General features: G+C 58.0%; 10 protein-coding genes. 6 read left to right on the top strand and 4 right to left on the bottom strand.

Features of this window, described 5'->3' with window-relative positions; translation table 11 throughout:
- Positions 1–1,203 (bottom strand): 5-oxoprolinase subunit PxpB (gene pxpB, locus PV433_RS12045; protein WP_332072383.1); only part of this gene is annotated, 1,203 nt, incomplete at its 3' end.
- Between the two features lie 296 nt (positions 1,204–1,499).
- Here pxpB and PV433_RS12040 point away from each other — a divergent pair.
- The gene (locus PV433_RS12040) at positions 1,500–2,771 is read left to right on the top strand and encodes a methyl-accepting chemotaxis protein (RefSeq protein WP_332072382.1); all 1,272 of its coding nucleotides are present in this window, start codon (positions 1,500–1,502) and stop codon (positions 2,769–2,771) included.
- Positions 2,772–3,585: 814 nt separating this feature from the next.
- On the opposite strand, the gene PV433_RS12035 is transcribed toward PV433_RS12040, so the two are convergent.
- Positions 3,586–5,250, bottom strand: coding sequence for a bifunctional metallophosphatase/5'-nucleotidase (locus tag PV433_RS12035; RefSeq protein ID WP_442951510.1), 1,665 nt, complete (start codon positions 5,248–5,250; stop codon positions 3,586–3,588).
- A gap of 141 nt (positions 5,251–5,391) precedes the next feature.
- Between PV433_RS12035 and PV433_RS12030 the strand changes: the two genes are divergently transcribed.
- The 4 genes from PV433_RS12030 (at position 5,392) to PV433_RS12015 (ending at position 9,175) form a co-directional block, all read left to right on the top strand.
- Positions 5,392–5,739 carry a helix-turn-helix domain-containing protein gene (locus PV433_RS12030; protein WP_332072380.1) on the top strand — a complete coding sequence of 116 codons (348 nt, stop codon included), beginning with the start codon at positions 5,392–5,394 and terminating at the stop codon, positions 5,737–5,739.
- Positions 5,736–6,467, top strand: coding sequence for an ImmA/IrrE family metallo-endopeptidase (locus tag PV433_RS12025; protein ID WP_332072379.1), 732 nt, complete (start codon positions 5,736–5,738; stop codon positions 6,465–6,467). The genes PV433_RS12030 and PV433_RS12025 overlap by 4 nt, the downstream gene beginning before the upstream one ends.
- A gap of 160 nt (positions 6,468–6,627) precedes the next feature.
- Positions 6,628–7,434, top strand: coding sequence for a glycosyltransferase family 2 protein (locus tag PV433_RS12020; RefSeq protein WP_332072378.1), 807 nt, complete (start codon positions 6,628–6,630; stop codon positions 7,432–7,434).
- Complete coding sequence (locus tag PV433_RS12015) at positions 7,415–9,175, top strand: ArnT family glycosyltransferase (RefSeq protein WP_332072377.1); 1,761 nt, start codon at positions 7,415–7,417, stop codon at positions 9,173–9,175. Before PV433_RS12020 ends, PV433_RS12015 begins: the two co-directional genes overlap by 20 nt.
- 177 nt (positions 9,176–9,352) lie before the next feature.
- Here PV433_RS12015 and lhgO read toward each other — a convergent pair whose 3' ends face one another.
- Positions 9,353–10,597 carry an L-2-hydroxyglutarate oxidase gene (lhgO, locus tag PV433_RS12010; RefSeq protein WP_332072376.1) on the bottom strand — a complete coding sequence of 415 codons (1,245 nt, stop codon included), beginning with the start codon at positions 10,595–10,597 and terminating at the stop codon, positions 9,353–9,355.
- Between the two features lie 217 nt (positions 10,598–10,814).
- On the opposite strand from lhgO, the gene PV433_RS12005 reads away from it, so the two are divergent.
- A complete protein-coding gene (locus PV433_RS12005) occupies positions 10,815–13,181 on the top strand; it encodes a type IA DNA topoisomerase (protein WP_332072375.1) in 2,367 nt (788 codons plus the stop codon).
- Between the two features lie 473 nt (positions 13,182–13,654).
- Here the strand turns inward: PV433_RS12005 and PV433_RS12000 are convergent, their stop codons facing one another.
- A complete protein-coding gene (locus PV433_RS12000; RefSeq protein ID WP_332072374.1) occupies positions 13,655–14,686 on the bottom strand; it encodes a Gfo/Idh/MocA family protein in 1,032 nt (343 codons plus the stop codon).
- Positions 14,687–14,808 lie beyond the last annotated feature (122 nt).

The raw sequence follows: 14,808 nt of genomic DNA, 5'->3' as shown, positions 1-14,808 counted from the left end.
GAAGCCGCCTGCGACCGCGAGGTAGGCGCGGCAGCCGTCCGCAACGCGCGCGAAGGCGAGCACGGCGCCGCGGCGGACGAAGACGGGGCGCCACGCGGGCAGCGGGCGGCCGTCGACGGTCGGCAGCGCGCCGCCGCCGGTGACGGCGACGAGCGAGTCGGCGTCCAGCCGGAGCGCGAAGCCGGCGAGCGTCAGCTCGAGCGCGGCCGCATCCGGAGCGTTGCCGACGAGCGCGTTCGCCGTGCGGTGCGCGAAGCCGTCCATCGGGCCGGATACGGAGACGCCGATGCGCTGATGACCGAGACGGCCGCCATCTTGCACGGTGGCGAGCAATCCGGATTTTATAACAACCGCCGAACCGCCGGCAGGGGGTTGCTCTTGTCCTTGCTCTTGTCCTTGCTCTTGTCCTTGCTCTTGTCCTTGCCTATTCACGGACGCCGCCAGCTCCTCGAACCGCTCCGGCGTTATCGCTTCGAACCGGACCCGGTCCCCCGGCCGCAGCAAAGACGGCCGCAACTGATCGTGAGGGCGAAACAGCGCCAGCGGCGTCCGCCCGATCAGGTTCCAGCCACCCGGCGTGGCCTGCGGATACAGGCCGGTCTGCGTCCCCGCAATCCCGACGCTACCTGCCTCGACTAGCGGACGGGGTGTATCCCTGCGTGGCGTCGCCAGCTCTTCGGGAAGTCCCGCCAAATATGGAAATCCCGGCGTAAACCCAATCATAGCGACGACATAGTCGGCGCCCGCATGAATCGCCGCGGCCTCCTCCGCACCCAACCGGCGGCAAGACGCGAGCGCCTCCAGATCAGGCCCGTAATCGCCGCCGTAGCATACCGGGATAACCACCGTTTCCGTCTCGGCCGTATCGGCAATTCCGCCTCTTTCCAACAAACTTTGCACGGCATCGCATACCGCTTCAAACGGCGAATTAATGTTCCCTTGTTCCCCCTGCTCGCTCCAATTCCGGTATACGATCCATGGATCGTAATAAATCGCCAGAGCCGCATAAGCCGGTACCGCTTCAAGGAAGCCCGGAAACGGCTCCGTTTCCAGCCGGCCCGCCAGACCGCGCACATTTAGAATAGTCTCGGTCTCAATCTGCTCCCCAAACCGTACAAGCGCACAAGCATCGCCCAAAGGAATCATAATCGGCCCCGTACTCCCGCTTTGCAAACGCCGCACCTCCATGTTCCGTCTCTCCATCAGCCTGCCCCCCTAACGGACTTCCTTGTCGGTTATTTCATCCCTGTACCTTCATTTGTCCCGCCAAGGGTTAGGTCCGTTTCATTTCGTCTTCCCACGTACGTTTATCACAAAGGGAATTCTACCACAATTAGCCGCATAACGCCGATCAACTATTGTGGAATACTGTCGAAATTCATCCTATTTTCACCCGAATGGCGGAAATTCGTGACTTTAATCACACTCCATTCCGCCCAGCTCTAGTATAATAAAACTATAATGCGGCAAATCCGCGCAATTTTGAGGGAGGAACTGTCATGAGGTTCGGTCTTGTCCGGAAATTAGTGCTCGGCATATCCGCAGTTTCCATTATTACATACGGCACAAGCGCCTTTTTCATCTTTGTGCTAAAGCCTCTGATCGCGCCGAATATGGCCGACTGGCTTTACGTCAGCGGCATTCTGGTTTTGGGCATTTTATGGACGAGCTTCCTCGGTTGGCTGGCCGCGCAAGTGTTAATAAAACCTCTTCTTCGTCTATCAGCTGTCGTGGATGAAGCGGCGACGGGGAATTTGAACGTATCGATCCCGGAATATAGGTCCAACGACGAGATTATGCGCCTGCATCGCTCCTTCGGCACGATGCTCGGGAACTTGAGGCAGATCATTTCCGATTTGACGGATAACGTCGCGATCGCAGACCGGAGCGCGAACTCGCTCAGCTCTGCGATCGGTCAGGCGACTCAACAGATTGAGACGATCGCCCTTACGATCGATAAAGTAGCGGAGGGAGCTTCCAGTCAGGCCGGTTCCGCGCAGTCGATGTTTCATTCGGTGGAGCGGGTAACCGAAACGGCCGGAGAGGTGAACCGTCAGGCGGAGCATGCGATCGAGCTGTCGGACACGATGGTCCGTACGATTACCGACAGCGGGGATACTTTCCGTTCGCTCGTCGCAGGCTTGGAGGACGTATCCGAGACTAGCGAAAGAACGCTCAGCATCGTCCGCAAGCTGGATCAGCATGCCAAGGAGATCGGGCAAATTTCCACCCTCGTCGGCGAAATCGCCGGACAGACGCAGCTGCTTGCGCTAAATGCTTCCATTGAAGCGGCTCATGCCGGGGAACACGGACTCGGCTTCTCCGTCGTCGCGGAGCAGATCCGCAAGCTGGCCGCTACCAGCTCGGAGGCCGGGGAGCAGATCCATACGCTGGTTCGGCAAATGCAAGCTCAAACCGACGTCGTCGTCCGCGAAACGGACAACCAGGTGCGGCTGATCCGTACGGAGACGTCCAAGGGCGAGTCGGCCGGCCGGGCTTTGGCGGAAATAACGTCCTCCGCTCAAGAAACGGCGCAAGCTTTGCAAAGCATCGTCAGCTATATGAGCGGTCAAGCGGAGCAGATCCAGCGAACGTTCGAGGAGGCAAAGGGGATTGCGGACATTGCGGAGACCATATCCGCTGGCGCCACCCGGGTAGCCGAGGCGACCCAGGAACAAACTGCGGTGATGGAGGAAATTGCCGCTTCCTCCGACGTTCTTCGCAGCGAATCGGAAGACTTAAAGCGGAAAACGGTCATTTTCCGCTTGTAGCAATCTTTCCCGCGCAGACGCGACTCCCTTCGTACCGTGCAAGCGCAAACGGCAGCTCCCCATCTCCGGACGGGCGCTTCCCCGGTACTTACGCTTTGCGAGCCCACCTCAGCCACAGGTTCGCGGCAAGCGTGATAGAAGTAAATAAGAGATGGCGGCTTGAATGTGGGCTGGCGGTGCGGATAAGGGATAGGCGTACGAATAAGAGTATGACGTGCGAATATGGGGTTGACGCGCGATTAAGGGTGGACATCCAAATGTAGTTTGTCGTGCGACTATGGATGGACATCCGAATATGGGTTTGACGCGCGAATAAGTGGTAGCGGTATGAATAAGTGATGATTGAAGCTCTTATTGCAGCAGGTATCGGCGAAAAAATCAAATTAAGAGCGGTTTGCACCCCCTATTTCCACGTAACATGGCCTAAGTCGCCATCAAGCCGGATTTAGGGGTTCCAAACCGCTCTTATTTCTACTTCTCCCCGAGATTTTGCCAAATTAAGAGGTAGCAAAGGCTCTTATTGGTTGACCCACCTTCGAGTGACGCCAAGCAGTACGAGTTGGGGGCATCATACGGCGCAGAATAGGTAACTCTTCGGTACGTTCGCTACTTCGCGTGCTCCCACTGCCGCATAGCACTGCCGCACTGCCGCACTTCAACACTTCCGAGCTCCCGCACGCCTGCACTTCCGCCCAGTCGCATTTCCGCCCCAGCGTCTGCCCTGCGGCATAGCGACTACCATCAGGCAGCCGGGCGGCGGCATCACCATCGCCTGCACGCGACCAGGCTGGGATGAGGGAAGGTGAAGCGAATGTCACCCCCGGAAGCCCGCCACCACTTCCCAGTTTCCGTCCACCGTGGCTTTCACCGTCTTGCGCTCGAGGATGTAGCTCGCGATCAGCTCGGACATGTCTATCGGAATATCTTTGACGACCGGCTTGCCGGCATACATCGTATAGTCGCCGCCGCCCCCGGCGCGGTAATTGTTCATCACCACGTCGTACTCGCCCTCCGGGTCGACCGGCTGTCCGCGATGGGTCAGCCTGACGATGCGGCTTCCTTCCGGACGCGATACGTCCAGCGTATATTCGATCCCTTCCCACATGTCATAGTTGTAATGCTGCGGCTTGGGCACGGCAAACTTCGGATTGATCCGGATCGCCCCGTCGTCTCCAACCGTAAAATAGGCTGCATTCCGCTCCAAGGCCGCCGCCATATCCCGTCCGGTAATGCGGATCACCTTCAGCGTATTCGGGTAAATGTAGTTCGATACGATATGACGCATCGTCACATGAGCCGGGAACCCCGGCGAATCGTCGGTGAACAGCGCGGTATTCGATATAGCCGCTCCGGACGTCTCCATCTGCACCTTATTAATAAACTCGATCAGCGCATTGTCCTTCGTCCGGATCAACAGCGGGTCGCGAACCGTCATATCCCCCTCGATCGTGCCGATCGGCGTATCGAGCCAGACTTGGGCAGCCGCTTCGTAAGGTCCGGCCAAAGCCACGATATCCGGGTCTGGCACAATCCCGCTTACGCTCAGCAGCTCCGAGCTTTTGTCCGCTACCCGCCAACGGCCGCCGGACTTTTTCAGTGTCAGCTTGACGATTCCGGCTTGCTGGCCCAGATAGCCCGGCTGCACGATCGTCACCCCGTTAATCAATAGGCCAGCCAATTCCCGGTGCTGATGTCCGGTTAGCAGTACATCGATGCCCGGCACCTCCATGCACAGCCGGTAGCCTTGATTTTCCCCCGTCAGCCTCTCCGACGCTACTCCCGTAACCGGATCCGATTCGAATCCGCCGTGATACGAGATAACGACGACATCCGCCTTCCGTTCCTCGCGCAAGTAGGGGACCCACCGTTTCGCCGTTTCGACCGCGTCGATAAAATCGAGTCCCTGAATATGGCTCGGATTTTCCCAGTTCGGAATATACGGCGTCGTCAGCCCGAGAACCGCGACAGTCGCCCCGCCGAACTCCCGGATCACATAAGGCCTGCCGAAAGCCGGCTCCTCCGTCCCTTCTCTGACGATATTGGCCGACAGCCAAGCAAACGCGGACTCCCCTATCGCTTTGTTCAGCACGTCCAGACCGTAGTTGAACTCGTGGTTGCCGATCACCGCAGCGTCGAACTTCAACTCGCTCAGCGCCAGCACCATCGGATCGGCGGGACGATTATCGATTCGCGCATGGTAATAGGCGAGCGGCGTTCCCTGAATCAGATCCCCGTTATCGACTGCGAGAACGAATCCGCCCTCCCGCTTCGCGATTTCCCGCTGCTGCCGGAGCAGAGTAGCGATCTTCGCAAGCCCCGACTCCGCAGGGCTGTTATCGGCATACCTTACGGGCAGCAAGCTTCCGTGCAAATCGCTGGTCTCCACAATCGTAATCCGGACTTGTCCGTCTGCTTGAAACAATGCGGCTCCTCCTTGCGGCGTTTTCTCCCCCCCACTATAGCAGTGCAAAAGCGCCATTACAAACCGGGCCTTCCCTCCCGAATGGCCCGATCCCCCCGCTCGCTTCAAAATCCGTCTCCGGGCAGGAGGCGGATTGTTTTTTGTTGACATATTCCTCAACGGCCGTACAATTAAAAGCAACGAAAGGTGGCAGCGACTATGAGCGAATTCGGCATTTTACTCCGTCAATTGCGCAAGAACAAAAAAGTAACCCAGCGGCAGCTCGCCGATTGGGTAGGGATCGACTTTACGTATATAAGCAAAATCGAAAGCGGCACGATGGACCCTCCGGCCGAGGATAAAATTATCCGCATCGCCGAAGTGCTCGGCGCAGAGCCGGAAGAGCTTATTTTGACCGCCAAAAAAGTGCCTACCAGCTTTCAAAAACTCATCGTAGAAAACAAAGAGGTGCCCGTCTTCCTTAGAAAAGCTTCCGACCTCTCTCCCGCTCAATGGAAAAAAATTCAGGATATTATAAGCGAGCCGGAGGAGGACGAGCCTTCGTGACGACGGCGAAATATATTACGCAGGAACGGATGGAGCTGCTGACCGAGCGCATCCTGACCGACTACGGCTTCGATCCGCACCAGAAGCGGGTCCAAAACGTGCCGATTGAAGAAATCGTCGAATTTCATTTCGACCTGCACATTTGCTGGGAACCGATCGATCATTTCGACCCGGACGGAATCGTAATGGCCGCCATCCTGCCGACGGAGAGACGAATCGTGCTGAACGAAACGCACCGCGGGCTGTTCGACAGCAAGATCGGCACCTATCACTTTACCTTGGCCCACGAGCTGGGTCATTGGGTGCTTCACTCCTCAGGCACACCCTACCGGCTCCGCCTCCGCGACACCGGACCGACCGGCCGGTCCGGCAGCTTGAACGCAGACGGTGCGTTACACGAAACGGCGACAGCAAGGCTTGAGACGGTCCGCCCCTACTATTGCCGGAGCACCTCCAGAAAACCGCCCGAGGAAGTCCAGGCCGACCTGTTCGCCGAATGTTTGCTCATGCCGCGCCCGATGATGGAACGTACCGTCGGTCAATTGAGGAAAATGGGGAAAATCCACCTCTCCCACTTATACGGGCTGGCCGAATGTTTTCGCGTATCGATCTCGGCGCTGTCGGTCCGCTTGACCCGGCTGCAACTGCTGAATATCGATGCCGACGGAAACGTACGTCGTCCAGGCGCAGATCGCAACACGCATGAGCAGTTGACGCTCGATCTGTAGTTTGGCGCGCCCCTTATGTTGAGTTGAACTTCCACGCAAGATGGTGATAAGTTTAGTTCCTTCCGGATTGGGGAACTCTGGTTATGAATGCCATGAAACGTTTACAGCCTTAAGGAAACGGCTTGTTTGTGGCATATCAACGACCTCGGGAGCCCTGCACATGAGCTGTAAAATCGTTGTCGGCATGCCGGTTTATAATGAAGCTTCAGCACTGCCCAAGCTGTTTGTCAAATTGGAACGGCTGTATATAAAGCTCGGCGATTCGCTGCATCTCGTCTTCGTCGATGACGGGAGCACAGACCAGACGAGGACGCTTCTGTCCGACTTCACCGGCAAGTTTCCGGGAGCTTGCCTGCTCGTTCACGAAGCCAACCGCGGTCTGGGCGAAGCGATGAACACGATGTTCGGGCATATGGTGCGACACTATGAAGACCGCGACATTCTCGTGACGCTGGATGCGGATAATACGCACGACCCGAATCTCATCATGGCGATGGTCCGAAAGCTGAAAAACGAGCAGCTTGATCTCGTCATCGCCTCCAGATTCGCTCCGGGAGGACAGGAGCTCGGATTGCCGCTGCTTCGCAAGCTGTACAGCCGGGGAGCCCGGCTCTTTTTCAGGCTGCTCTTCCCGATCGACGGAGTTAACGATTATTCGAGCGGTTTCCGCGCTTACACAGCCGGGATCATTCGAAAGGCGATCCGGGAGTATCACGGTCGTCTGATTACGTTAAGCGGATTTGCCTGCACCGCCGAAATTATCGCCAAGCTCGGCCGCGTCGGGGTGAAAGCCGGGGAAGTGCCGCTTACGCTGGAATATTTCTTGAAGGAAGGCCGCAGCAAAATGAACGTGAAGCAAACCGTCGCCGGTTATTTCCGGCTTGTGCGCGCCGTCAGTCTGCCATCAGCCGAAACCGGACCGGAGTTCACGGGGGTGCCGGAGCAAAGTGGAGAACAACGAACATAAACTGCCTTCCAATGGAACCGGAAACGACGGTCAGGCCGGATACACCAAGCAGGCCAGACACACCAGGCAGACCGGATACACCAGACAGGCCGGTCATACCGGTCATACCGAACATACCGGACAGGCCGCATCCATCCGTTACCCAGACGCCAGGTCTGATCCGGACCGGCGGTCCCCCGCTCCTTCGGAAGCGCTGAAAGCGGCGGAATATCCACTTCGTCCTACCGTGAAACAAATGAACGTTCGTTCGTTATGGAAGCGACTCTTCACACATCGGACTTTGCCGGTGCTGGCCCTGCTGTTCCTGCTCGCGATCCGGCTGCCGCACATCGGCGACTCCCCGTTCGGCTACGATTCCTGGCGCCAATCCGATACGGAGGCGATGGCCCGCAATTTCGTCGAGCATCGATTTAACGTGTTGTATCCCCAGCTGAATTACCAGGGGCCGATGCCCAACTACGCGCAACTGGAGCTGCAGATTACGACGTTTCTGATCGCCATTCTGTACAAGCTGTTCGGCTACAGTTATATAGCGGCCCGGTTCGTGCCGGTCGCGTTTTTCATCGGTTCGGCCTGGTTCGTATACCGGATCGCGGCGAGGCGTTATTCGGCTGCAGCAGCTCTGTTCGCTTTGCTGATGTACGGTCTGCTGCCCCTGAATCTGTTGTATTCGCGGGCGATTATGCCCGAATCGGCGGCGTTGTTTTTTTATACCGGGGCGTTTTACTGGTTCTCGGAATGGATCGCCAAAGAAAAGCGGAGCCTGCTGCTGGCCGCCGCCCTGTTCACATCGCTTGCGATATGCGAGAAAATTCCGACCGTGTTCGTCGGTGTCCCGATGCTGGTTATGGTGATCGCCAAGTACAGAGGCGGCGTGTTCAAGCGGCTGGAGCTATGGGGCTTTGCCCTGCTCTCGCTGCTGCCGCCATACGTCTATTACGCATGGCTCGGAACGTTAGCCGAATCGACATTCGTCTCGGGCATCGCCTCCAAACATATCGTTCCGCGATTTGCGACAGCGGCGTGGTCGGCGGAAGCTCGGCAGTTTTTTGCCACCGAGATGCCGAAAGCGTTTACGTGGACCGGTCTGGTAGTCGCTGCTGCCGGCCTGATCCTGCTCCTTGTCCGAAGAAGGGACTTCCCCCTGCTCGTCTGGACACTGGCGATCGCCGCCGAGCTCGCAACGATTGTAGCGGTCATCCGCTTCCCTTATTATATGATTTTTGCCGGACCGCTGATCGCCTTGCTTTCTGCAGGGGTACTGGAGTTATGGACCAAGCTTGGCGGCGAGCCGAACCTGAGGCGGCGGGGCAGCAACGGGAGAGGTTTTTCGAACCGTTCCCGGCTCGCAGCGGGCTTGTGTGCGGTGGCAGTATTAGCCGTAATAAGCGCGGAAAGTTACCGGCAGGTCGTGCCGGTCATCGGCATCCAGAACGAAGAGCTTATTCGGCAAGCTGAGGTCGTAGAGCGCCTGACTGTACCCGACGATCTCATCGTTACCGGTACCGATGATCCTTCGCTGCTGAACGCTTCCCGCAGAACCGGCTGGCGGGTGACGAATTCGATCCCGGGCGACCCGGTCGCGGAGCTCGATTACTTCGTACGGGAGGGAGCCGCTTATTTCGTGCCGTTAAAAGGTTACATCGACGGGGACCCGGACGGCTTGCTCAGACGGACGCTCGAAGAACGGTATCCGAAGCTGGAAGCCGGATCGGAATATTACATATACAAGCTCCGGTAACGCCGGTGTCGCTGCCCTCCGAAATACGCATACTCATTCCGTGCGGCCCATCCGGCCGCTCCCGCATTCCTCCGGCTGTCCGGCTGCCGCCTCCCGGCAGGCGGCGTATAACGCCGCCGCATTTAACCCGGGCTCCGGAGACCGGCGGCCCAATTTCCTCCACTTACACGGAAACCGTTAGCGCAGCACAGGCGTTTCTTGTGAAGACGGCGCAGCGGATGCGGCGGCTTGTTTCTCTTCAATCTGATCTGCCACGTAGGCGGCAAAAGGCAGCGAACAGGTGAAGGCCGGCGATACGGCATTCAAAATATGCATCGACCGGCTGTCGCCTTCCAGCACGAAATCCTGAACCAGCTCCAGCGTTTGTTTGTCGAGCAGTTGGGCGCGGATGCCCGGCCGCAGAAAATCGCCGAACCCTTTAGGGTCGAGCTGCTTGATCATTTGAAGCGAGAGTCCGATAAAGTTCGCTTTGTTATATTTTTTCATTTCCTCCACCGCCAGCCTCCGGAAATGAAACGAGTTGGTCCAGAACAGCTTAGCTTCATAAAATAAAATTTGAAAAAACTCGGACAGCTTGAACCGGTGAAGCCCTTTGTAGTTTTCCCGCCAGAAGGCGGGGATCGCCGTAGGCCCGATCTTGATGCTTCCGTCCACCGTCTTCGTATAATGGACGCCGAGAAACGGATTGTTCAGATTCGGCACCGGGTAAATGTTCGTGCGGACATCCGACTTGTTTTTGGCGTATTTCAAGTAGATACCCTTAAACGGTATAATCGTATATTTCCTGCCGAAGCCGAAGTCGTGTGCCACTTTATCCGCGTACAGGCCGGCCGAATTAATGAAATAGCCGCAGCCGAACGGTCCGCGGTTCGTCAGGATCGTGTCGCCCTTATGGCCCGCGTAAGCCGTATCGAAGAAAAAGTCGACGCCTTGCGAAGCGACTTCCTTTTTCATGCACATGCATACTTCCACCGGGTCGACCGACGCCGTATTCGGCGAATAAAGAGCTTTCTTAAAAGTCTTCACGTTCGGATCGATCCGCGCCGTCTCCTCCTCATCGACCCAGATCAGCTCGACGCCGTTACGCTCGGCGCGCCGTTTCAGCTCCTCCAGTCCGGCCAGCTCCGACTCGTCCGTCGCTACAACCAGTTTCCCGCACCGGTTCAGCTTCAGACCGTGCTCCCGGCAATACGCCTGCATCGCTTCATTGCCGTCCCGGGTAAATTTCGCTTTCAGGCTGTCGGCCGTATAATAAAATCCGGCGTGCAAAACGCCGCTGTTCCGCCCGCTGGAATGCTTCGCCACATCCGGCTCCTTCTCGATCACGGCGATCCGGGCTTCGGGATAACGCCGCTTCAATTCCCGCGCAACCGTCAGTCCGATAATGCCGCCGCCTGCAATCAAGTAATCGTACCGCTTCACTAGGACGTCCTCCTCTGCCTTTCGAGTGACTCCCTTCATTGTACACGGAAACCAACAGGCAGAAGTGGCCTCTTATCCCTGTCAGCGAATTTTTTTGTGGCTGCTTGTCTTCACGTGCGCGCGCTCATCTCCCCCTGACGCATCCGCCCGGTTTATGATAGTATGGAGGTTGATCGAAGATGACGGGACAAGCTACTACCGTACCGGAGGACAATCATTGAAAACATTAATTATCGCCGAAAAGCCGGACATGGGCCGCAATATCGCCGCCGCCATCGAACCGAAAGCGGCCAACAAACGCACGCATCTCGAAGGGGAGCGTTACGTCATTACTTGGGCGATCGGCCATCTGATCGGACTCGCGGAGCCTGACCATTACGATGAAAAATATAAGAAATGGAACTTCAACGATCTGCCGATCGTACCCGATTCGTTCAAACTGCTGCCGAACCCGAGAACCAGGGATCAGCTCAAGGTCATCCAGACGCTGGCCAAAGACTGCGGGGATATCGTCAACGCATGCGACGCCGGGCGCGAAGGCCAACTGATCTTCGCTTACATCCAGCAGCATCTGAAGCTGCGCCAGCCCGTACGGCGGCTGTGGATCTCCGACCTGACCCCGGAGACGATCCGCCGCGGCTTTGCGGAGCTGAAGGACGGCAGCGAGTACGAGCCGCTGACCCGGGCGGCCCGCGCCAGGAGCGAAGCCGATTGGCTGATCGGGATGAATGGCTCGCGCGCCTTCACGACGAAGCATAACGAGCTGCTGTCGGTCGGACGCGTACAGACGCCCGTGCTCGCGCTGCTGTATGACCGTCAAAAGCAGATCGAGGCGTTCACGTCAGCGAAGTTTTACGAGGTCGAGGCGTTTTTCGACCAGCAGGAGACGTCCTATCGCGGCTTGTGGCAGGGAGATCGGCTTACCGACCGGGAGAAAGCGGAAGCGCTCGCCGCCAAGGTGAAGGGCAAGCCCGGCGCTGTCGCCAGCTACGAGGTCAAGGATACGAAAGAATATCCGTTCCGGCTGTACGACTTGACCTTGCTGCAGCGGGAGGCCAACGCCAAATTCAGCTTCCCCGCCAAAAAGACGCTTGACATCGCCCAAGCTCTGTATGAGAAACATAAAGTCATCACGTACCCGCGGACCAATTCCAACTATGTGAATGAGCAGAACATTCCCGAGATGCACCGGGCGCTCGACGCGCTGCGGGGCACACCGTACGAGAAGCTGGCCGGCGGGGCCGAGAAGCGGCTCGTGCACAAAAACAACAAGGCGGTCTGCAACCCGGCCAAGGTCGAGGATCACCACGCCATCCTGCCGACGGCCAAACGGGCCGGTTCGCTGAGCCCCGATGAGCAGAAGCTGTACGATCTTATTATCCGGCGCTTCCTGTCGCACTTTTACCCGCCTGCGGAGTACAAGGTGCATTCGATCTTAACCGAGGTCGAAAAGGAAACGTTCAAAACGACGATCAAGCAACTGCTCAGTCTCGGCTGGAAAGTCATCTACGAAGACGACAAAACAAGCGCCAAGGATACCGGCAAAAAACCGGGCGGCAAAAGCGGGAAAAACGCCGAAGGAAAAGACGGGGAAGGCAGCGATTCGAACGAGCCGGAAGAAGAACTGGTCGAGACGCCATTCGTCCTGAACGCGGACGATCCGGTGCATTGCCGCGATTCGGCGGCCAAGGAAAAGGAAACGCAGCCGCCGAAGGCGTATACGGAAGGGACGCTGCTGAAGGCGATGGAAAGTGCCGGCAAGCAGCTTGAGGATGAGGAGCTGCGCGATGCGATGAAGGACGGCGGCCTCGGCACGCCGGCGACGCGGGCCGCGATCATCGAGCGGCTGAAAAACGTCGGCTACGTAACAATGCAGGGCAAACGGATCGCCATCACGCAGAAAGGGCGGTCCGCGGTCGAGCTGATCCGCGGCGCGGGCATCGAGCTGCTCACCTCGCCCGAGATGACCGGGCAATGGGAGCGGCGGCTTCACGAAATATCCCGCGGCCAGGCGTCGGACGCCATGTTTATGGAGAATGTGAAGAAGTTCACCCGTTCGATCGTCGAGAAGGTACGCGTCCAGCCGCGCGCGGCCAAAGCTGCCTTCGAGGCGCCCGAGCCGCCTGCTGGAAGCAAGGGCGGCGGCAAAGGCAAGGGCAAGTCCGCCCGGGGCGCGAAAGCGGCGAGCGGCGAAGACGGCGCTGCGGCTGCTGCGGGAGCGAAGACGCGTGTTGCCACGCGCAGCGGCGCTGGCGCAAGCGCAAGCGCGCAGGGCGCATCCGGCGGCGCGGCAGCCCAGACCGGCGAGCGTGAATATATCGCGGACTGTCCGCGCGAAGGCTGCGGGGGCCGTATCTTTATGGGCAACAAAGGCTATGGCTGCAGCAACTATAAAACCGGCTGCAAGTTCGTCATCTGGAAACAAAGCCTCGGCAAAACGCTCACGCCTGCGATGATCAAAAACTTGATCGAGAAAGGCCGCACGAGCAAGCTGAAGCTGGTCGACCGGGCCGGCACGCCGATTGAAGGGCGGATCGTGCTGAAGGACCGCAGCATCGGGCAGGTTGAGATCGAGATGCTGTAGGCCAGGGACCGCGACAGGGTTCGGGGCCAGGGTCCGGTTCTGATTCGAGTTCCGGGTTTCGGGGTCGGGGTCCGGGGTCGGGGTCGGCTTCGGGGGTCGGCTTCGGGGTCGGCTTCGGGGGTCGGCTTCGGGGTCGGCTTCGGGGTCGGCTTCGGGGTCGGGGTCCGGTTTCGGAGCCCGAGCCACCCACTCTTGGACGAGAATTCGCTTGAATAAGAGCGGTTTGCACCCTTTATTTTGCCTGAAACCGGCTCGGACAGAGAAATAAGAGCGGTTTGAAGCCCTTATTATCCGTGAAACGGGTGCTGACCAAACCCAACGGATGAAATAAGATGCGCAAACCGCTCCTATTTGCTTCAATCGTGCCAATATGCCGAAAATAAAGGGTGACAGGGACTCTTATTGTGTTTAGAACCTTCGCAGAGGGAGGTCCGTCAGGAAACGTCCGGCGCCTCCTGACAGCGTCAAACTTTTTAACGCAGCCGGACTTCCTTGCCCGTGCGGGAAGATTCGTAGATCGCGAGCACGATCTCGACCGCGTCCCGGCCTTCCTTGCCGGTAATGAGCGGCGGACGGTTGTTGCGGACGGCGTCGATCATATCTTGAATTTGCTCGCCGGTCGTATCGTTCGTCACGTTCAGCTCGGCGTTTCCGATTACGGCCGCTTCTTCCGCCGCCATCTGGTCGCCGCGGATTTTCCAGTTCGTAATCTGATTGTTTCTCATCCCGATTCCGCCGTCTTCGCCGTAGATGTCCAGCGACGTGCCGAACCCCGGATAAGCCGAGGTCGTACCGGCAATCGTTCCGCAGGCGCCGTTTGCAAACTTCAGCAGCGCTACTCCCGTATCTTCCGTCTCGATCCGGTGCGTGCTGACCTGCGTATGTCCGATGACCGACTCGACCGGCCCCAGCATCCACTGCATCAGGTCGATCGTATGAATCGCCTGGTTCATCAGCGAGCCTCCTCCGTCCCAAGCCCACGTTCCTCTCCAGCCGCCGTTTTGCTCATAGTATTCCTGCGTCCTGTAAAAATGAATGTGGGCGTTCGCCATAAACAGCTTGCCCAGACGTCCGCTGTCGACGGCCTGCTTCATATGGCGAATCGCGGGCATGAGCCGGATCTGGAATATGCAGCCAAACTGCAAATTGCGCTTCGCGAACGCTTCAACCGCCATGTCGATTCGATCAAGCGTAATATCGAGGGGCTTCTCGGTAATCGCATGCTTGCCAGCTTCGGCGATCTGCAGCAGCATCTCGGTATGCAGCCCGCTCGGGGTGCAGACGTGAATCAGGTCGATATCCTCGCGCTCCAGCAGCGAACTGAGATCGGTATACGCATCGATCCCATGCTGCGAGGCGAACCGGTCCGCCGCTTCCTTGTTTTTGTCGCATACCGCGAGCAGCTCCGCGCCTTTGGCGCGCAGCAGCCCGTTTACGTGCGTCTGGCCCCTCCCCAGTCCGACTACCGCGGCGCCTACATTGGACTTATCGCGTTTTTTGTTCATAGTTATGCCCATTCCTTTCGCTTCGCTCAAGGCACAAAACGGAATGAAATCCGTTCGCCTCGGGCGATTTTTTTGTATTCTAGAGTTGCAGAGATATTCAGTACACTACAAATCACGCGGAG

It is taken from the genome of Paenibacillus sp. GYB004, assembly GCF_036577605.1.
In the GTDB taxonomy this organism is placed as follows: Bacteria; Bacillota; Bacilli; order Paenibacillales; family NBRC-103111; genus Paenibacillus_AB; species Paenibacillus_AB oceani.
Note: the sequence above shows the minus strand (reverse complement) of the source record. Positions and strands in the feature narration are given on the sequence as shown.